16 protein-coding genes, 1 pseudogene and 1 riboswitch are annotated in these 19,158 nt (G+C 65.3%); of the genes and pseudogenes, 13 read left to right on the forward strand and 4 right to left on the reverse strand.

The genetic code is table 11. The features are described from left to right. Positions 1-21: 21 nt before the first annotated feature. The 3 genes from E3O25_RS00705 to E3O25_RS00715 all read left to right on the forward strand — a co-directional run bounded on the left by E3O25_RS00705 (position 22) and on the right by E3O25_RS00715 (position 2,340). Positions 22-864 carry an NAD(P)H-binding protein gene (locus tag E3O25_RS00705; protein WP_134360223.1) on the forward strand — a complete coding sequence of 281 codons (843 nt, stop codon included), beginning with the start codon at positions 22-24 and terminating at the stop codon, positions 862-864. Then, a complete protein-coding gene (locus tag E3O25_RS00710; protein WP_166787828.1) occupies positions 861-1,349 on the forward strand; it encodes a DUF1772 domain-containing protein in 489 nt (162 codons plus the stop codon). The genes E3O25_RS00705 and E3O25_RS00710 overlap by 4 nt, the downstream gene beginning before the upstream one ends. A 592-nt stretch (positions 1,350-1,941) precedes the next feature. Then, a riboswitch (guanidine-III (ykkC-III) riboswitch) is annotated at positions 1,942-2,005 on the forward strand. Positions 2,006-2,016: 11 nt separating this feature from the next. Then, positions 2,017-2,340 carry a multidrug efflux SMR transporter gene (locus E3O25_RS00715; protein WP_092108087.1) on the forward strand — a complete coding sequence of 108 codons (324 nt, stop codon included), beginning with the start codon at positions 2,017-2,019 and terminating at the stop codon, positions 2,338-2,340. A gap of 4 nt (positions 2,341-2,344) precedes the next feature. On the opposite strand, the gene E3O25_RS00720 is transcribed toward E3O25_RS00715, so the two are convergent. Beyond that, positions 2,345-3,031, reverse strand: a complete 687-nt coding sequence (locus E3O25_RS00720) for a haloacid dehalogenase type II (protein ID WP_092108085.1) — start codon at positions 3,029-3,031, stop codon at positions 2,345-2,347. After that, on the reverse strand, positions 3,028-3,540 hold the full coding sequence (locus E3O25_RS00725) for an HAD domain-containing protein (RefSeq protein WP_134360224.1): 513 nt from the start codon (positions 3,538-3,540) through the stop codon (positions 3,028-3,030). Before E3O25_RS00725 ends, E3O25_RS00720 begins: the two co-directional genes overlap by 4 nt. Before the next feature lie 305 nt (positions 3,541-3,845). Between E3O25_RS00725 and E3O25_RS00730 the strand changes: the two are divergent. The 10 genes and pseudogenes from E3O25_RS00730 to E3O25_RS00775 all read left to right on the forward strand — a co-directional run bounded on the left by E3O25_RS00730 (position 3,846) and on the right by E3O25_RS00775 (position 17,377). Then, positions 3,846-7,574 (forward strand): annotated as a pseudogene (locus tag E3O25_RS00730) (nitrate reductase subunit alpha). Next, positions 7,574-9,328: a nitrate reductase subunit beta gene (narH, locus tag E3O25_RS00735; RefSeq protein ID WP_134360225.1), complete on the forward strand. Its 1,755-nt coding sequence runs from the start codon at positions 7,574-7,576 to the stop codon at positions 9,326-9,328. The pseudogene E3O25_RS00730 and the gene narH overlap by 1 nt, the downstream one beginning before the upstream one ends. Then, positions 9,325-9,942: a nitrate reductase molybdenum cofactor assembly chaperone gene (gene narJ, locus E3O25_RS00740; RefSeq protein ID WP_092108075.1), complete on the forward strand. Its 618-nt coding sequence runs from the start codon at positions 9,325-9,327 to the stop codon at positions 9,940-9,942. Before narH ends, narJ begins: the two co-directional genes overlap by 4 nt. Positions 9,943-9,944: 2 nt before the next feature. Further along, positions 9,945-10,697, forward strand: a complete 753-nt coding sequence (gene narI, locus E3O25_RS00745; RefSeq protein ID WP_092108073.1) for a respiratory nitrate reductase subunit gamma — start codon at positions 9,945-9,947, stop codon at positions 10,695-10,697. 2 nt (positions 10,698-10,699) lie between these two features. Further along, positions 10,700-11,920: an MFS transporter gene (locus E3O25_RS00750; RefSeq protein ID WP_092108071.1), complete on the forward strand. Its 1,221-nt coding sequence runs from the start codon at positions 10,700-10,702 to the stop codon at positions 11,918-11,920. Between the two features lie 66 nt (positions 11,921-11,986). After that, entirely contained in the window at positions 11,987-12,403 is a 417-nt protein-coding gene (locus tag E3O25_RS00755) for a hypothetical protein (protein WP_134360226.1), read from the forward strand. 308 nt (positions 12,404-12,711) lie between these two features. After that, on the forward strand, positions 12,712-13,851 hold the full coding sequence (locus E3O25_RS00760) for a ScyD/ScyE family protein (RefSeq protein WP_092108067.1): 1,140 nt from the start codon (positions 12,712-12,714) through the stop codon (positions 13,849-13,851). Between the two features lie 277 nt (positions 13,852-14,128). Then, a complete protein-coding gene (locus E3O25_RS00765; RefSeq protein ID WP_134360227.1) occupies positions 14,129-14,629 on the forward strand; it encodes a hypothetical protein in 501 nt (166 codons plus the stop codon). A 265-nt stretch (positions 14,630-14,894) separates the two neighbouring features. Continuing rightward, entirely contained in the window at positions 14,895-16,655 is a 1,761-nt protein-coding gene (locus E3O25_RS00770; RefSeq protein ID WP_241988461.1) for a bifunctional 3'-5' exonuclease/DNA polymerase, read from the forward strand. A gap of 251 nt (positions 16,656-16,906) precedes the next feature. Further along, the gene (locus E3O25_RS00775) at positions 16,907-17,377 is read left to right on the forward strand and encodes a DUF3145 domain-containing protein (RefSeq protein ID WP_241983850.1); all 471 of its coding nucleotides are present in this window, start codon (positions 16,907-16,909) and stop codon (positions 17,375-17,377) included. 180 nt (positions 17,378-17,557) lie between these two features. On the opposite strand, the gene E3O25_RS00780 is transcribed toward E3O25_RS00775, so the two are convergent. Both E3O25_RS00780 and E3O25_RS00785 read right to left on the reverse strand, forming a co-directional pair. Then, complete coding sequence (locus E3O25_RS00780; RefSeq protein ID WP_134360228.1) at positions 17,558-18,793, reverse strand: beta-ketoacyl synthase; 1,236 nt, start codon at positions 18,791-18,793, stop codon at positions 17,558-17,560. A 103-nt stretch (positions 18,794-18,896) separates the two neighbouring features. Further along, positions 18,897-19,145 (reverse strand): acyl carrier protein, encoded by a 249-nt coding sequence (locus E3O25_RS00785; RefSeq protein WP_092108059.1) that lies wholly within the window; start codon positions 19,143-19,145, stop codon positions 18,897-18,899. Between the last annotated feature and the right edge of the window lie 13 nt (positions 19,146-19,158).

A 19,158-nucleotide genomic window follows, 5' to 3' on the forward strand; every position in this document is an offset into this window, starting at 1 on the left:
AATGATGTGTTGGCTGAGGATATGACGAATTCACCAGTTCTTGTTCTCGGCGGTACCGGCCGCACCGGCCGTCGCATTACCGAGCGGCTTCGAATTCGCGGCGTGCTCACACGGGTGGCCTCCAGGCGATTCGTGCATCCGTTTGATTGGGCTCAGCCCTCGACCTGGGACGCCGCGCTGAGCGGCACCTACGCGGCATATGTCTGCTACTCCCCGGACCTCGCCTTCCCTGGTGTCTCGGACCTCATCGCGCAGTTCGCAGACCGAGCACGCGCTCACAAGGTGCGCCGGTTGGTCCTCCTGTCGGGCCGCGGCGAACAGGGCGCACGCGCCAGCGAGCGTGCGATCCAACAGTCCGGCACCGATTGGACGATCGTGCGGTCGTCGTGGTTCGCCCAGAATTTCAGCGAACATTTCCTACTCGGGCCGGTACAACGAGGCCGCCTGGTACTTCCAGCCGGCGCCGCGCGGGAACCGTTCGTCGATCTTGATGACCTGGCCGATCTGGCGACCGCCGCGCTGACCGAAAAGGGACACGCCGGTCGCGTCTACGAGATCACCGGACCGCGACTCCTGTCAATGACCGACGTCGCGGCCGAACTGTCCCATGCGACCGGGCGACAAATTTGCTATCAGCCGAGCACCCCGGCGGAGTTCGTAGCGGATGTCGCGGCGGACGGCATTCCCGCTTCGGAAGCAGAGCCGCTCGCCGACTTGGTCCAGGACGTGGCCGATGGTCGCAATGCTTCGCTGACCGAGGACCTGGAAATGGCACTCGGCCGGCCTTTGACCGACTTCGCGCTCTATGCGCGGCGCGTTGCCGCAACGGGCCTGTGGCACGAAAGATCCGTGGCTCACTCGTGACGGAACTGTTCGGCACCGTCGTGACGGTCGCAGCGGCGGTCGGGGCTGGCGTCACGGGAGGGGTCTATTTCACGTTCGCCACAATCGTGTCTCCGGCCCTGCGCCTTCGTTCGGCCCCTGAGGCCGTGGCCGTGATGCAACGAGTCAACGAAAAAGCCCTTCGTCCTCCTTTCATGATTGTCTTCTTCGGGGGCGCCCTGGCCGCGTGCGCGGCAGCCGTCATTGCTATGTTCCCGGGCGATAGCGCCGGAATAGTTCCCGTTCGCCTCATCGGCGCAGGCCTAACAGTGGCGTCCTTCGTCACGACAATCCTCTCTAATGTGCCGCGGAACAACGCGCTGGCCCGGATCAGGCCATCCGAGTGGGACGCCGCTGACGCGTGGCGATCTTTCGACGCAGGTTGGAGTCGTGCGAACACGACTCGAGCCGTGCTGGCGATCACCGGCTCGGCGTTTCTCGCCTCGTCACTGGCCATACGCCTTTAGCTAGAGTGCGAACTCTCACGATGCATCGTCTGAAGACGGGCCTGCGCGCTCTCGCGTTTGATCGAATGTCGTTCGTTTATCGCATACGGATCGTCTGATGAGCACTCTGTCTCGTCCAGGGTTCGGCTCACGGGCGGTGGGGACAATTAGCCGTCTTACCAGTTGGTCTACTGCCGTTAGCCGGATGGCCCATAACCGTGTGCCTCGCGCTTGGCTTTCGCCGCCGCGAATTCCACTGCATGACCGCCTCGACGTACCTTCGCTGAGGGTCATGAGCATCTTATTTGTCGACGCTCTTTGAGAATATTCCGTTGGCGCTCTTCGAAAAGTAGGCCACCGTTGTGTGTCTATTCTGTGGTGTTCTCTGGTCTGGCGGAAGGCAGCGTGGTGATGCCGCTGTCTTTGAGTCCGTAGCTGGCGCCCTTGAGGGTGATGACGTCGGCGTGGTGCACGACTCGGTTCTCACACCGACAGGGGCAACGCAGGCGCGCGAGCGCAGCAGGGAGGCACGCGAAGCGGATGCCGCGGCATCCGTTTAGGGGGGCCTGCGGTTCTGCACATGGTTTGCCCAGTGGCGGTGCCTAGAGTCGAAGCAGGTCGCGATGCGCGGCCCCGGACGACGGATCAGTACCCGGAACGCGACAAGACTGGCCAAGGAGTATCAGTCATGTCGTGGATCATTTTGATTGCGTCCGGAGTGCTCGAAGCTGTCTGGGCGACCGCGCTCGGCAAATCCGAGGGCTTCACCAAATTGTGGCCGACCGTGATTTTCGGCGGGGCACTCGCGCTCAGCATGGCCGGCCTGGCCTGGGCGATGCGGGAGATTCCGATTGGAACGGCCTACGCCGTCTGGGTGGGGATCGGCGCCGCGCTGACTGTGACCTGGGCGATGATCAGCGGTGACGCGAGCGTATCCTGGGTGAGGATTGCCCTGCTGGTGGGCCTGATCGGCTGCATTGTGGGGCTCAAACTCGTCGACGGCGCGCAGTGAGAGGTCAGGCCAAGGTCTGACCCTCCAACAGGTCGGCCAGGCCGCCCAGGGCGCTGATCGTGTGGTCCGGTGCTGCGAAGTAGCTCGGGTAGACGCCGCCGCTGCGGTTCAGCCATGCGGTGCTGAGGCCGGCCTGTGCTGCCCCGTGAAGGTCCCAGGGGTGCACCGCCACGAGGAGCAGGTCACCCGGTGCAACTCCGCAGGCCGCCGCGGCGTAATCGTAAGCCGCTCGAACCGGCTTCCACGCCGGGGCGTCTTCGACGGTGAGGACGGCCTCGAATTCGCCGCGCAGCCGGGAGCGCGTCAGCAGCGACTCGGCCACCTGGGCAGGTCCGTTGGAAAGGGTCACGAGACGCAACCCTGCGCTCTTTAACCGGGATACTCCTTCGGCTATGTCGGGGTGCAGGCTCAGCGTGTCGAAGCCGTTCAAGATGTGCGCCACGGCATCGTCGACCCGGCGTGTCAGGGGAACGCCCCTGAGGGTTTCACGCAGAATTTCAGCTCCGATCGCGGAGAAATTTGCGGTTCCGCCGGCGGCAGCGAGGGCGAATCCGTCTCGGAGGAGGGCGGCGAACCAGATCTGGGCCAAGTGGGCCGGGGCGCCGATCTCGGCGAACCGAGCGCTCAGCGGGGACATGTCGGAGAGTGTCTCGTTGACGTCGAACACGATCACTGATGGTGCGCTCTTCATCGTGCGCTGTCCGCCGGGGTGGAGGTTGCGGCATCCGTTCGTGCGAGACCGGCGATGAAGCGGCGTATCTCGTCGACGTGCTGAGCGGTGAGGCCGATAGTCATATCCGGCTGCACCAGGAGAGTGGGCCGAACCTGCGCGATGGCCCAGTCGCGCGCGTCCTGGCGCAGGATGTCGTCGATCCAGATCACCGCATCGGGCACCGGATCTTGTCGCGCCAGCCAGCGACTGACCCAATGCAACTTGGCGGTCGGTGCGGGAGCCGACGGGTCGAAGTGCAGGTTATGTGGAAAGGCAATGCCCTCGGTCGCCGAGGACAGTTCGAGGTACTTCGTCAGGTGAAATGTGTGGGTGGGAGACCACGTGGTCGCCCACACAATGGATCCAAGGGCTCCGAGCTGTCGCACGAGGTGCGCGCGCGGCGGATCGAGTACCAGGCGCTGGGCGATGACCCGAGGGTTCAGCACCCCATCAACGTCAAGGAGGATCAGGATGTTGCGTGCGGTCATCAGTCGATCATAGGCGTCGCGGGCCAGGAGCTGGCCGCTGGCATGGCGGTGACCCTCACTACGGTCGACGCATCCGCGCTATGAAACGTTTTCAATATGGACGGCGTTCTCGGCACACTAGCGGATGCTGCCTTTCGCTCGCACCGGTCAGGGCGTGTTCTGCGGCGGCCCGGCCGTACACCGGGGCGAACTTGAACCCATGCGTACGACCAACGAGTTGGTTCCCCTGGCCGAAGTTCCGGCCGACCCGCCGGGTGTTTCAATTTGTGCTGGCGCTCGGCGAAAGGCCGATCTAGGCTGTTCGCATGGCAGCTGGTCCTTTGCCTGCCGGGTTGGACGGAAAAGCGTCGGATGCAATGCTGTCGCTGGGCCGTTTTTTCACGCGGTGGGAACAGACAGATGACGGCCGGGCGGTATTTCGCCAGGGTGGCCGTAAAGGAGACGTGTTCTACCGTGACCGGTGGAGCCACGACAAGGTGGTTAGGTCCACCCATGGCGTGAACTGCACGGGGTCGTGTTCGTGGAAGGTCTACGTGCGTGACGGCATCATCACCTGGGAAGCCCAGCAGACGGACTACCCCTCGGTGGGTCCGGACAGCCCCGAGTACGAACCTCGCGGCTGCCCGCGCGGAGCGGCCTTCAGCTGATACACCTACTCGCCGACTCGGGTGCGGTATCCCTACGCCCGCGGCGTTCTCGTCGACATGTACCGGGAGGCCAAGGCCCGACTGAATGACCCGGTGCGGGCCTGGGCGGATGTCGTGGGAGACCCCGAACGCCGTCGCCGCTACCAGCAGGCCCGCGGAAAAGGCGGCCTCGTACGCATTCCGTGGACGGAAGCGATCGAGATCACCGCCGCCGCCCACGTGCACACCATCAAGACCTACGGCCCGGACCGCTGCTCGGGTTTCTCGCCGATCCCAGCCATGTCAATGGTCTCCCACGCTGCCGGAAACCGTTTCATTCAGCTGATCGGCGGGGTCATGACGTCGTTCTACGACTGGTACGCCGACCTTCCGGTGGCCAGCCCACAGGTGTTCGGTGACCAGACCGACGTTCCCGAATCCGGCGACTGGTGGGATGCCACCTATCTCATGATGTGGGGTTCGAACGTGGTGACGCGCACACCGGATGCCCACTGGATGACCGAGGTACGCTACCGCGGCACCAAAGTCGTCGCGATCAGCCCGGACTACGCCGACAACACCAAGTTCGCCGACGAATGGCTGCCCGCTCAGGCGGGAACGGATGCCGCCCTCGCGATGGCGATGGGCCACGTACTGCTCAAGGAATTCTTCGTCGACCGGAGCATCCCGTACTTTGAGGGGTATGTGCGCCGGTACACCGACCTGCCCTTTCTGGTGCGACTGGAGGAACACCCCGATGGGCAGGGCCTCGTGCCCACCAAGTTCCTCGTGGCGGCCGACCTGCCGGAGCAAGCGGGCACCGAGGGAGCTGCATTCAAAACAGTGCTGCTCGACGCGAACACCGGCCAGCCCGTCGTGCCGAACGGCTCGATCGGCTACCGCTACGGCGAAGCCGGGCAGGGCAAATGGAACCTCGACCTGGAGGGTGTCGACCCGGCGCTGAGCCTGCTCGACGAGGCGAACGGCGGGATGAACGGCGAGACCGCGAGCATCCGCCTGCCGTGTTTCGAAGCGCCGTCCGGTGAGGGATCCGTGCTCACCAGGGGAGTGCCGGTGCGCCGCGTCGCCGGGCACCTCGTGACGACGGTGTTCGACCTGATGCTGGCACAGTACGGGGTGGGCCGGCCCGGACTTCCGGGCGACTGGGCCACCGGCTACGACGACGTGTCAACGCCATACACGCCGGCCTGGCAGGCCGAGATCACGAGTGTTCCGGCCGAGGCGTGCATTCGGGTGGCGCGGGAATTCGCCCGCAACGCCGAAGAATCCAAGGGCCGGTCGATGATCATCATGGGTGCCGGTATCTGCCAGTGGTTCCACGGCGACGCGACCTACCGGGCTGTGCTGTCCCTGCTGATGCTCACCGGCTGCATGGGCCGCAACGGGGGCGGCTGGGCGCACTACGTCGGGCAGGAGAAGACCCGGCCGATCACCGGCTGGATCTCGCTCGCCAACGCGCTGGACTGGAGCCGCCCGCCGCGCACCATGATCGGCACCGGCTACTGGTACATGCACACCGACCAGTGGCGGTCAGACGGGTACTCGGCCGATTCGCTGAAATCGCCGCTCGCCACCGGCCACTTCGATGGCATGCATACCGCCGACACTCTGGCCCAGTCCGCGCGGCTCGGCTGGATGCCGTTCTACCCGCAGTTCGACCGCAACCCGCTCGACCTGGCCGATGAGGTGCAGGCAGCGATCGACCGCGGCGACACAACGGATGCCCCGCGGTACATCGCCGACGCGCTCACCAGCGGCCGACTCACCCCCGCCATCGACGACGTCGATGCCCCGGAGAATTGGCCGCGCACCCTCATGCTGTGGCGCTCGAACCTGTTCGGTTCCTCGGCCAAGGGCAACGAGTATTTTCTCAAGCATCTGCTCGGCACGCACCACAACGTGCTCGGCCAGGACCACGTGAACGCCGCCCGGCCCCGCGATGTCCTCTGGCGCGAAACCGCGCCAGAGGGCAAACTCGACCTGCTCGCATCGGCTGATTTTCGCATGACCTCGACTACCCTGCTGTCGGACATCGTATTTCCCGCTGCCACCTGGTACGAAAAGCACGACCTGTCCTCAACCGACATGCATCCGTTCGTGCACGCCTTCAGCCCGGCGATCGATCCGCCGTGGGAGGCCAAGACCGATTTCGACACCTTCCGCCTGCTCGCCGAAGAATTCTCCCGGCAGGCCCGGGTTCACCTCGGTACCCGGAAAGACCTGGTGAGCGTGCCACTGCAACACGACACACCCGGTGAGATCGCGCAGCCGGGCGGGGTCGTGCGGGACTGGCGGGACGCATCCGTTGCCGCAGTCCCGGGGCAGAACATGCCGGTCTTCTCGATCGTGGAACGCGACTACACCGCCATCGCCGAGAAGCTCGCGACCGTGGGGCCGCTCGCCGAACAGCGCGGTTTCACGGTGAAAAACGTGACCTACCGGCTGGAGCACGAGATCGAACGGCTCAAGGGCAGCAACGGGGTGATGCGGGGCGGTGCCGGTGACGGCCGGCCGGCGATCGACACCGACGCGAAATTCGCCCAGGCCATTCTGAGTTTCTCCGGAACGACCAACGGCGAACTGGCCGTACAGGGGTTTCGGGAGCTTGAAAAGCAGACCGGCATGCACCTCGTCGACCTCGCCACCGGCTCGGAGGAGAAACGCGTCACCTTCGCCCAGACCCAGGCCGCCCCGGTGCCGGTGATCACGTCACCGGAATGGTCGGGATCGGAAACCGGAGGCCGGCGCTACTCGCCGTTCACAATTAACGTGGAACGGCTCAAGCCCTGGCATACCCTCACCGGGCGTATGCACTTCTTTCTCGATCATGACTGGATGATCGACCTCGGCGAGGCCCTGCCCATCTACCGGCCACCGCTTGACATGCAGCGCCTGTTCGGCGAGCCCAAGTTCGGGCCGAACGGCACCACCGAGGTCACCGTGCGTTATCTCACGCCGCACTCGAAATGGTCGATCCATTCCGAGTATCAGGACAACCTGTTCATGCTGTCGCTGTCCCGCGGCGGCCCGACCGTGTGGATGAGTCCGATTGACGCGGCGTCGATCGAGGTTGCCGACAACGACTGGGTCGAGTGCGTCAGCATGAACGGTGTGCTCGTGGGCCGGGCCATCGTCAGCCACCGGATGCCGCAGGGCGTCGTCTACGTCTACCACGCGCAGGAGCGCACCATCGACGTACCCAAGTCCGAAGCCACCGGGCGGCGCGGCGGCATCCACAACTCGGTCAGCCGGCTGCTGGTGAAACCGACGCACCTGATCGGCGGCTACGCGCAGCTTTCCTATGCCTTCAACTACCTGGGGCCGACCGGCAACCAGCGAGACATGGTCTCAACCATTCGGCGACGTTCCCAGGAGGTGCGGTACTGATGCGCGTTATGGCTCAAATGGGCATGGTAATGAACCTCGACAAGTGCATCGGCTGCCATACCTGCTCGGTCACCTGCAAACAGGCGTGGACCAACCGCGCCGGCACCGAATACGTCTGGTTCAACAACGTGGAAACCCGGCCGGGGCAGGGCTATCCGCGCCGATATGAAGACCAGGAGAAGTGGCGGGGCGGGTGGAAGCTCAACAAGAAGGGGCGGCTCGCGCTGAATAGCGGCGGCCGCGTGGCCAAGCTGCTCGGGCTGTTCGCGAGCCCGGTGCAGCCCGAGCTGAAGGACTACTACGAGCCCTGGACCTACGACTACAAAACCCTCATCGATGCGCCGCTCGGCGATGACTTTCCCGTCGCGCGGCCGAAATCACTGATCACCGGCAAGGACACCCAGATCACCTGGTCGGCGAATTGGGACGACGACCTCGCCGGCGCTCCCGAGATGGGCCACCTCGACCCCATTGTCGAGAAGGTGCGTCGTGAATCCGAAGACAAGATCAAGTTCGCCTTCGAGCAGACCTTCATGTTCTACCTGCCGCGCATCTGCGAGCACTGTCTCAACCCGTCCTGCATGGCGTCGTGCCCGTCGGGCGCGATCTACAAGCGGGTCGAGGACGGCATCGTGCTGGTTGACCAGGACAAGTGTCGCGGTTGGCGTCAGTGCATCACCGGCTGCCCGTACAAGAAGATCTACTTCAACCACAAGACCGGCAAGGCCGAGAAGTGCACCTTCTGCTATCCCCGCGTCGAAATCGGGTTGCCCACGGTGTGCTCGGAAACCTGCGTGGGGCGGCTGCGCTACCTGGGCCTGTTTCTCTACGACGCCGATCGGGTGACGGATGCTGCAGCTGTCACCGACGAGACCGACCTCTACCAGTCGCAGATGGATCTGCTGCTCGACCCGAACGATCCCGCGGTGGCGGCTGCGGCATCCGCTCAGGGCATACCCGACGACTGGATCGACGCCGCCCGCCGGTCGCCGGTCTACGCCCTCGCCAAGGTGTACCAGGTCGCGTTGCCGCTGCACCCCGAATATCGCACCATGCCGATGGTCTGGTACGTGCCGCCGCTCTCGCCGATCGTGGATCTGCTCAGCGACCAGGGCCATGACGCTGAAGACAGCGGAACCCTGTTCGGCGCGATCGACGCCCTGCGCATTCCGGTCGAGTACCTCGCTGAGCTCTTTACCGCGGGCGACACCGATCTCATCACCGAAGTGTTGCGAAAACTCGCCGCGATGCGGGCGTACATGCGCGGCATCACCCTCGGTCAGCAAGCGGATGCCGCTATTCCGGCCTCCGTCGGAATGTCGCCGGAGTCGATGTACGAAATGTACCGGTTGATGGCCATCGCGAAATATGAGGAGCGTTACGTCATTCCGAAGGCGCACGTGGAGCAGGCGCACGATCTGGAGGAGATGGGCTGTTCCGTGGACTTCGAGGGCGGCCCCGGCATGTACGAGGACTCGCCGTTCGGCGAGGCGAGTGGACGGCCGACACCGGTAGCGGTCGAGAACTTCTACGCCCTGAAAGACCGGCAGACCTCCGACACGGCGAGCGGCGCGGCGACCTTGCGCAACCGGGTCAATCTGCTCAACTGGGACGGCAACGGGGCCCCGGCCGGCCTGTTTCCGGAGTCCCGCGATGTGCCGCGGGCGGCCGCGGCCTCCCCGGCCGACCTGGGCGGCCCGACTGCGGCCGGGGGATCCAGCCCGGGTTCCGGTGACTCCGCAGGCACGCCATGATGCGCGACCGGGTGGTCTATCAGGCCGCCGGCTGGTGCCTGTCCTATCCCGACGCCGAGCTGCTCGAACGGGTTGCGCTGATGCGCGCCGCCCTCGCCGAGCAGGGCCGCAAGGCGGCGACCTTCAACGACTTCTTCGCCTATCTCGCCGCCAGCGACGTCGGCTCACTGCAGCGCCGTTATGTGGAGACTTTCGACCTGAGCAAGCATCATCCGCTCTATCTGTCGTACTGGACTGACGGTGACACCCGCCGCCGCGGCGACGTGCTCGCCGCCTTCAAGAAGGTGTATCGGCAGACCGATTTTCTCACCAACACCCACGGCGAACTGCCCGATTTTCTGCCGCTCGTGCTCGAATTCGCGGCGATCGCCGACCCCGTCGCCGGACGGGAACTGCTGCGGCAGTACCGGCCAAGCCTCGAGCTGCTGCGGCTTGCCCTGATCGAGCACGGCTCACCGTACGGCCAGGTCGTCGCCGACGTCTGCGCCACCCTGCCCGGCGCCTCGCCGGCCGACCGGGAGGCGGTGCAGCGCATGGCCGGCTACGGTCCGCCGACCGAAACGGTCGGCCTCGAACCCTACGATCCGCGGCTGCTGCCGCTGAAGGGGGCCTGACGATGGACCTGCTGCTGTGGGGTGTGCTGCCCTATGTCATGGTCGCCATTCTGATCGGCGGCTCCATCTGGCGCTACCGCTACGACCAGTTCGGCTGGACGACCAGATCGTCGCAACTCTACGAGAGCCGGCTGCTGCGAATCGGCTCTCCAATCTTTCACTTCGGACTGCTCGCGGTCATCGCCGGTCACTTCTTCGGACTGGTGATCCCGATGGCCTGGACCCTTGCCGTGGGAATGAGTCAGGATTTCTACCACCTCAACGCCCTGCTCGTCGGCGGCGTCGCCGGGGTCGGTACCCTCGGCGGGATTCTCATTCTGATCTACCGTCGGCGCAAGACCGGGCCGGTATTCATGGCGACCACCCGCAATGACAAGGTCATGTACGTCGTGCTGACCGCAGCGATCGTGCTTGGCCTGTGGACCACCCTGGCGAGTGTGTTCGAAGGCGACCACGGGCACAACTACCGGGAGACTGTGGCGCCCTGGTTCCGCTCGCTGTTCATTTTTCAGCCGGACATCGCCGCGATGGCCGCTGCCCCATTCTCGTTCCACATCCACACCCTCGTCGGTATGCTGCTGTTCATCATCTGGCCCTTCACCCGGCTGGTGCACGCCTTCACCGCCCCGCTGCATTATCTGTTCCGGCCCTACATCGTCTACCGCACCCGCGACCAGGTACCCGGCGCGATCAGGCCGATCCGGCGGGGTTGGGCACCCATCGGCACCTCAGACCGAACGCGAGACAAGAAGTAGCCGTGGCTGAAACTCTGCGGGAACGTGCCAGGGCCAGCAAGGGGTTCAATCTCGTTCTCGCGACGTTGTCGTCTGTGGTGTGTTTTTGGGCGTGGACAAGCGTGGCGCCGCTCGGGGTGCGGTACAGCCTCGATCTGGAGTTGACGTCGACGCAGGCATCCATTTTGGTGGCGATGCCCGTCTTCGTCGGGTCGATCGGTCGTATTCCGGTGGGCGTACTGACGGATCGGTTCGGGGGACCGATCATGTTCACCGCGGTACTGTTGGGCACCGTGCCGGCGCTTCTGCTCGTTGCGCTGGCCGGAACCCTGGGGGTCTACTGGGCTCTCGTATTCTGCGCACTTCTGTTGGGCGTTGCCGGAACAGTCTTCGCCGTGGGGATACCGTTCGTGAGCACGTGGTACGAGCTGTCGCGGCGCGGCTTTGCCACCGGCATCTTCGGTGCGGGAATGGGGGGCACAGCCCTGTCCGCGTTCTTCACGCCGAGATTCGTCACGTGGTTCGGCTACATTCCCACCCACCTGATCCTGGCTGGCTTGCTGGTCGCGACCGCGGTCCTCGTGCGAACCTGCCTCGGGAATGCGCCGAGCTGGGTGTCCAACACCCAACCGTTCATTCCCAAGCTCCTCTCCGCCGCGAAACTCGGTGTGACCTGGCAGATGTGTTTTCTCTACGGTGTGGTCTTCGGCGGTTTCGTGGCGTTCTCGACCTATCTGCCCACCTACCTGCGCGATATCTACGATTTCGATCTGACAGCGGCGGGAACCCGCACGGCCGGCTTCGCCGTGGCTGCGGTTCTGCTGCGCCCGGTCGGTGGGATCCTCGCCGACCGGATCGGTCCCAAACCCGTCGTTATCGCGTCGCTGGCCGCCGTCGCCGTGCTCGCTTGGCTGGTCAATCTGCGCCCCGACGGCGAGATACCGGCCGGGCTGACCTTTGTGGCGATGGCGTCAGCCCTCGGGCTGGGAGCCGGCGGAGTCTTCGCCTGGTTGGGACGTAACGCGCCGCCCGACAAGGTCGGGTCGGTCAGCGGTATCGTCAGCGCGGCCGGCGGGCTCGGCGGCTACTTTCCCCCGCTCGTGATGGGGGCGACCTACAACGCCGCCGACAACAGCTACGCCATCGGTCTGCTCCTGCTGGCCGGGACTGCAGCCGTGGCACTGGTCTTCACCATCGTGGCCGTGCGCGAGCATCCCACCCAACCGGCGGGTTCCAGCCGTTGATCGGGTCATCGGGCCTCGATTCCGTTTACAGTGGGTGGTTTGGAGCGCACCAGTGAGAGGACAGCCATGAGCAGCACGTTCAGCAGGGAAGAAAAGGCCGCAATGCGGGCAGCGGCGGCCGAAGTGAAGGCCGCCAAGGCTGGCGCCAATCTGGAGGCTGCCTGTCTCGCCGCGATCGCCGAGATGACGGGAACGGATCACGAATTAGCCGAGACCCTACATCAGCTGGTCACGACGCACACGAGCCTCGGGGCGAAGACGTGGTACGGAATGCCGGCCTATGCCACCAGCGACGGCAAGGTGGTGGTGTTCTTTCAGAGTGCAGCCAAATTCAAGGTGCGCTATGCCACGATCGGCTTTCAACCAGACGCGAACCTCGACGAGGGTGATCTCTGGCCCACCTCCTATGCGGTCACGAAGTTGACCGCCGCGGATCAGAAGAAACTGGTGGCTCTGCTCGAAAAGGCTGTCGGCGAAAGCTAGCGCGGCAAGCCGATAAGCCGATAAGCCGATAAGCCGATAAGCCGATAAGCCGATAAGCCGATAAGCCCATCGTGTTCGCCAACGATTAGGCCAGAATTACCTAGACAACTCTCAGCTTCGGGGATACTGTGCCCTCGTCGGCGTCTGTGTGCGTCGGCTCCTTCGGGACAGCACGATCCACGTCGCACTGGTGCGCCGCACACACGCAGTACTGGCTGACGCATCCACCAGTAATACCGTTCCTCCGCGACCCGTCGTGTTTTCTCGGACGATCACCCTGAAAGCCACACCGAGTCAAGGAGCACGTTGTGAAAAAGTTGGTCTTTACCGCCGTCGCCTGCGTCACCGCCGTCGCTTCGGCGATGGTCGCAGCCCCGGCATCCGCTGTGGAGATTCCCACTCTCGGGGGTCCCACGGTCTTAGCGAGCGGCCTATTCCTACCGCTCAGTCTGGGGGTCGGGGCGGGGGGCACCACCTACGTCTCGCAGAACGCACTGGGAGTGCTGACGAAGGTCAGCCCCGACGGCACGAGCAGTGTCGTGGCCAGCGCCAACCCCGGCGATGAGCTGGGCGCCGTATCGGTGCGCAGCGGCACGGTCTACTACTCCACCAACACCCAGGACCACACGGCATCGGCGCTCTACGCGATGCCCGTCGGTGGTATGTCCGCGCCACTCGCTGACCTTTACGCCTACGAGAGCACAGCTAACCCCGACCAGGTCAACACGTATGGCTTCGTCGACCTACCCCAGGCCTGCCTCGACCAATTCGACCCGGCGGCACCGACGGGTCCAGCTTCCTACGCCGGAATCGTCGACACCCACCCCTATGCGAGTCTCCCATTGGACGACGCCGTCTACGTGGCGGATGCCGGCGCGAACGCCATCCTAAAAGTCGGCTACGACGGAACGGTCAGTACGGCCGCCGTGCTCCCAGCCGGCGACCCCATCATGGTGACCCCTGAGATCGCCGCCGGTGTCGGATTTCCGGCCTGCACGGCAGGATTCGGTTACCGGTTTGAACCGGTACCGACCGACGTCGAGCAGGGGGGCGACGGCTGGCTCTACGTGACGAGCCTGCCCGGCGGTCCCGAAGACGCGAGCCTCGGCGCTCGCGGCGCGGTCTACCGATTCAACCCGGCCAACGGCGACGTGCAGTTCGTGAAGGGCGGGTTCGTCGGAGCGACTGACCTGGCCGTGTCCCAACGCACCGGACTGATCGCCGTGACTGAGCTGTTCGGAGGCCCCAACGGCACCGGACAGGTCTCCGTGTTTCACCCGACCCTGACCGAGCGGGTGTTGCAGATTCCGGTCACCTCACCGTCAGCGATCGAACTGGCCGGCAACAGCGTCTATGTCACGACAAACTCCTTCGTGGCCGACGCAACCGGGGCTCCGCAACCGATCGGCAAGGTCGTGAAACTCTCGGTGAGTCTCGGCGGCGACTAGGTCGCGGCATCCGCTGCACCTTCGGTGAAAGCGGGTGAATCGGCATCGGCCCCGGCCGTCGGCGATTCACCCGCTTCCTCTTTGCCGCCACACACTGGAACGCCGTCGGGCCGACACCCGTGCGGGATCCTGCCGAGGGCTGAACCATTCCTGGCTGTACCTCGTGGTAACTCCAGGGCCCCTACGCCTGCACGCCCGAACAGCGCAGCGTGTCATCGACAAGCACCACCTCATCACGCACCATCTCAGAGCAGGGCACCGAGAGAAGGAAGCAATCATGAACAGCAGAATTTGGCTCAAGCTCGGGCCGGTCGTCGGGGCGGTGGCCCTCAGCGCTCTCGCGTTGACCGGATGCTCGCAGGGAACGACGGCGCCGGCGGCCGACACGTCGAGCTCGTCGAGCGAGGAGGCCGAACCGGCCGCCGAGGCGACGCTCGCTACCGCCGATAGTTCGCTCGGCACGATCGTCGTCGATTCAGCGGGAATGACCCTGTACGTTTTCGACAAGGACGTCGCGGACTCGGGAAAGAGTACCTGTGAGGGCGAGTGTCTCGTGAAATGGCCCGCAGTCGTCGCCGACTCGGACACTCCCGTCGTTGACGGTGTCACCGGAACGGTCGGCGTCATCACCCGCACGGACGGCACCAAGCAGGTCACGCTCGACGGCCTGCCCCTGTATTACTGGGCTGGCGACGCTGCGGCCGGTGACACCACCGGTCAGGCCGTCGGCGGCGTCTGGTGGGTGGTCGCGCCCAACGGCGACAAGATCGCCGGCTGACGCGATCCCACCAGTAGTCTCTCGCAGATCACCGCGCCCATCGTCACCGTGAAGTCGATGGGCGCGGCGCTGTCTCCGGCACGGGTGCTGCCGATGGGCGCGGCTGCGCGGTTCCGTGAGGCAGCCGTCACCGTGAAGTCGATGGGCGCGGCGCTTTCTCCGGCACCGGAGAGCGATGGGCGCGGCTGCGCGGTTCCGTGAGGCAGCCGTCACCGTGAAGTCGATGGGCGCGGCGCTGCCAGAGGCAACGGGGCAGAATAGTGAGGTGTATGTATTGGTTCGGCAAGCGAGCGGCGGGGAATTCCTCCTCGACACCCTCGACGACGCCGGCACTCCGATAGCGGAGGCCCTTCGTCTCTCCCCGGCCGCATTTTCATCGTTCGTCTCCTCGGTCGAACCGAGTAGCGCCGCGCCGCGCTGGGTCTGGGAGGACACCGCCCACGTCTATCCGGCGCTGCTCGCCGGCGGAATCCGAGTGCAACGCTGCCACGATCTTCGCCTGTGCCATGTGATTTTGAAGAATTCGGCTCTGACCGCGACGACTGATCTCGCCCTGGCCGCGCCGGGTCGCTGGGACCTCGCGAGCTCAACAGTGAACGACCTCGCAGAACCGCGGGCGACACTCTTCGACTTCGACGCCACCTCTACCGATGACGGCGCCGATGAATCCGCCCTGCGGGAGTTTCGCCGGCAACTCGAGGCCGTGGCATCCGCTGCCGAACCGGGACGGCTGCGTCTGCTGCTCGCCGCCGAGTCCGCCGGGGCGCTCATCGCCGCGGAGATGCGCTACGCCGGGCTGCCCTGGCGCACCGACGTGCACGATCTCCTCCTCACTCGGGAACTGGGGACGCGGGTTGCACCGGGCGTTCGGCCGGAGCAACTGGAGGGGCTGGCGCAGCGCATCCGCTTCGAACTGGATGATGCCGCGCTCAACCCCGATTCACCGCAGGATCTGTTCAAGGCGCTGCAGCGGGCGGGCCTCGCCGTGACGTCAACGCGCGGGTGGGAGCTGAAAAAACTCCAGCATCCGGTCATCGAACCTCTTCTGCAGTACAAAAAGCTGTCCCGGTTGCTCAGCGCCAATGGCTGGGCGTGGATGGAATCCTGGGTTGTCGACGGCCGGTTCCACCCCGACTATGTGCCGGGCGGAGTTGTGACCGGCCGCTGGGCGACCCGCGGCGGCGGAGCGCTGCAGCTGCCCAGACAGATTCGCGGTGCTGTCGTCGCCGACGACGGCTGGAAACTCGTCGTCGCCGATGCCGCCCAGCTCGAACCTCGTATTCTCGCCGCGCTGGCGCAGGATCCGAGCATGGCGCGGGCCGGTCGCGGCACCGATCTGTACGCCGGAATCGTGTCGAGCGGCGTCGTCGAAACGCGCGACCATGCCAAGGTCGCCGTGCTCGGCGCCATGTACGGAGCCACGACGGGGGAGAGCGGCCGTCTCATGCCCCGGCTGGCCCGCGCCTACCCCCTGGCCATCGCGCTGACCGAATCGGCGGCCCGCGCCGGGGAACGCGGCGAGGTCGTGACCACCCGCCTCGGGCGCTCATCACCGACACCCCCACCGGGCTGGCACGAGACTCAAGCGAGGGCGTACGATCCGGCCGCCACGGGCACCGACGAAAGGCGCGCTCGCAGCCAGGCGCGCGATTGGGGACGCTTCACCCGCAACTTCATCGTTCAGGGCAGCGCCGCCGAGTGGGCGCTGTGCTGGATGGCAGAGATCCGACGCGAGCTCACCGCCCTCACCAGAGCGGATGTCCCGCCCGCGGCGGCAGGCGAGTACGCTGCACCCGCCGCAGCATCTGGTCCTCCGGGGGCTCGCGCTCCCTTCGACAGCGCGCCGCACCTGGTGTTCTTTCTGCACGACGAAGTCATCGTGCACACCCCAGCCGTGCACGCCGACGCCGTGGCCCACATCATCACGACCGCCGCAGACACGGCCGGGCGGTTGCTGTTCGGCGACTTTCCCGTGGATTTCATGCTCACCGTGGCCACCGTCGACAACTACGCCCAGGCCAAATAGCGCGCGCGCCGTGCAACCAGTCCTTGTAGAAGCACAGCTGGCTGGGGCATAATGACGCTACCGGCTCGCAGGGTTCCCGCGGCCGAACAATTTCACATTAGCCATCGTGCCGAGCACTGAGTTGAAAAATTCGACGTTGTGAAGCACGGTCGTTCCGAGGTCGTTGGGGAAGACGCACCTACTAGGAACGGAGAAACGCGATGGACGCAACACTCAACCGTCGGGCACCGATTGCACGGGGGGTGCTCTTTATGCACTCTTCTCCACGCGCCGTGTGCCCGCACGTCGAATGGTCGGCTGGCCGTGCCCTCGGTGAGGCCGTGAATTTCGACTGGTCGGAACAGCCGGCTCTGCCCGGCTCCTTCCGGGCCGAGTATTACTGGGAGGGAGCGCCGGGTACCGGCGCCGCACTCGCATCCGCTCTGCGCGGCTGGGAACAGCTGCGCTTCGAAGTCACCGAAGACGCCGGCCCCGATTCGGACGGCGGCCGGTGGCTGCACACGCCCGAACTCGGCATCTTCTATGCGCAGACCGACAGTGTGGGCAATGTCGTCGTGCCGGAAGACCGTATCCGATCGGCCATGGACAGTGCCGGGGCGAACGCCATCGAACTGCACCGCCAGCTGCGCCTGGCCCTCGGGCAATCCTGGGACGACGAACTGGAACCGTTTCGGCAGGCGAGCGACCTGAACGCGGTGGTCTGGCTTCATCAGGTGGGCTGATCGGCGGATGCCCCTATGCGTGCGGTTCGCCCGCGGCGGCGCGGCCTGTCGTCCGGTGACCTTCCCGGCGGCAATCCCGCGAAGTCACAGCCGGGCCCCTGTTCCGGCCAGGCACGGTGAATCGCCAGACAGAAATGACCCCGTCCGAACCCGGACGGGGTCATTGCCCTGCAGCAGGGATCAGACGGAGCGGAACGCCACGACGGCGTTGTGGCCGCCGAACCCGAAGGAGTTGCTCAGCGCGAGCAGGTCGCCGGCCGGAAGGGCACGCGGTGTGGTTACCACGTCGAGCGGGATTTCCGGATCCTGCGACGTGAGGTTGATCGTCGGCGGCGCAGTGCGCTCGGCGAGGGCCTTCACCGTGAAGAACGCTTCGAGCGCGCCCGCTCCACCGAGCAGGTGGCCGGTCGATGCTTTCGTCGCCGACACCGGGATGCCGTCAAGCAGGTCTCCGAACACGCGCTTGAGGGCGTTGTACTCGGCGATGTCACCGACCGGGGTGCTCGTGGCGTGCACGTTGATGTGGGACACGTCCTGGAGTGTTGCCCCGGCATTCTCAATGGTCGACACCATCGCGCGGGCGGCAGCCGATCCTTCCGGATCCGGTGCGGTCACATGGTACGCATCGCTGTTGACGACGCCGCCGAGGAGCTCGGCGTAGATGTGGGCGCCGCGGGCCTTCGCGTGCTCTTCGGTTTCGATGACGAGGGCGGCAGCGCCCTCACCGAGAACGAAGCCGTCCCGGGTCACGTCGTACGGTCGGCTCGCGGTGGCCGGGTCGTCATTGCGCGTCGACAGGGCGTGCATTGCAGCGAAGGAGGCAATCGGCAGCGGGTGGATCGCGGCCTCTGACCCTCCGGCAATGACAACGTCGGCCAGTCCGGCCTGCAGGCGGTTGTAAGCGTTGATGAGGGCTTCGGTGCTGGAGGCGCACGCGGAGACGACTGTGGTGATGCCGGCGCGGGCGTGCAGGTCCATTCCGATGGCCGCTCCCGGGCCGTTCGGCATGAGCATCGGCACGGTCATGGGCAGCACGCGGCGCGGGCCGCGTTCGCGCAGGGTGTCCCACGCGTCCAGCAGGGTCCACACTCCGCCGATTCCGGTTGCCCAGTCGACGGCGAGGCGCTCTGGCTCGACCTCGGGTGAGCCGGCATCGGCCCAGGCTTCACGTCCGGCGATCAGGGCGAATTGGCTGGACGGGTCGAGGCGCTTGACCTCAAATCGCTGCAACACATCGACGGTTTTAACGCGCGCCTGTGCGGCAAAAGTTACGGGGATCGCCGTTTCAGCGACCCAGGCGTGCTCGAGGGTCGTGGCGCCCGATTCGCCGGCCAAAAGGGCCGTCCAGGTGTCGACCGCTGTACCGCCGAGTGGCGTAGTGGCACCGATACCGGTAATAACGATTTTCTTGGTCATAAGTCAACTCTCCATGGAACGACAAACGTGTGGGCCGGTGCGTTCGGCACCAGCCCAATGAACAGGTCGGCCGATTTCCGACCGACCTGGTTCAGGCCTGGGCCTAGTCCTGTGCCTTCACGATGAACTCGACGGCGTCGCCGACGGTCTTGAGGTTCTTGACCTCTTCGTCGGGGATCTTCACGTCGAACTTCTCTTCTGCGTTGACGACAATGGTCATCATCGAGATGGAGTCGATGTCCAAGTCGTCGGTGAACGACTTGCCCAGCTCAACCGTGTCGGTTGCGATTCCGGTCTCGTCGTTGATGAGCTCGGCCAGGCCGGTCAGAACTTCTTCGGTGGACAATGCCATGTTATTTCTCCTT

The sequence above is a fragment of the Cryobacterium sp. TMT1-3 genome, assembly GCF_004402315.1.
In the GTDB taxonomy this organism is placed as follows: domain Bacteria; phylum Actinomycetota; class Actinomycetes; order Actinomycetales; family Microbacteriaceae; genus Cryobacterium; species Cryobacterium luteum.

Coding starts and splice junctions, on each gene's coding strand:
- E3O25_RS00705 (WP_134360223.1), top strand. CDS start 22: ATGACGAATTCACCAGTTCTTGTTCTCGGCGGTACCGGCCGCACCGGC.
- E3O25_RS00715 (WP_092108087.1), top strand. CDS start 2,017: ATGTCGTGGATCATTTTGATTGCGTCCGGAGTGCTCGAAGCTGTCTGG.
- E3O25_RS00720 (WP_092108085.1), bottom strand. CDS start 3,031: ATGAAGAGCGCACCATCAGTGATCGTGTTCGACGTCAACGAGACACTC.
- E3O25_RS00725 (WP_134360224.1), bottom strand. CDS start 3,540: ATGACCGCACGCAACATCCTGATCCTCCTTGACGTTGATGGGGTGCTG.
- narH (WP_134360225.1), top strand. CDS start 7,574: ATGCGCGTTATGGCTCAAATGGGCATGGTAATGAACCTCGACAAGTGC.
- narJ (WP_092108075.1), top strand. CDS start 9,325: ATGATGCGCGACCGGGTGGTCTATCAGGCCGCCGGCTGGTGCCTGTCC.
- narI (WP_092108073.1), top strand. CDS start 9,945: ATGGACCTGCTGCTGTGGGGTGTGCTGCCCTATGTCATGGTCGCCATT.
- E3O25_RS00755 (WP_134360226.1), top strand. CDS start 11,987: ATGAGCAGCACGTTCAGCAGGGAAGAAAAGGCCGCAATGCGGGCAGCG.
- E3O25_RS00765 (WP_134360227.1), top strand. CDS start 14,129: ATGAACAGCAGAATTTGGCTCAAGCTCGGGCCGGTCGTCGGGGCGGTG.
- E3O25_RS00775 (WP_241983850.1), top strand. CDS start 16,907: ATGCACTCTTCTCCACGCGCCGTGTGCCCGCACGTCGAATGGTCGGCT.
- E3O25_RS00780 (WP_134360228.1), bottom strand. CDS start 18,793: ATGACCAAGAAAATCGTTATTACCGGTATCGGTGCCACTACGCCACTC.
- E3O25_RS00785 (WP_092108059.1), bottom strand. CDS start 19,145: ATGGCATTGTCCACCGAAGAAGTTCTGACCGGCCTGGCCGAGCTCATC.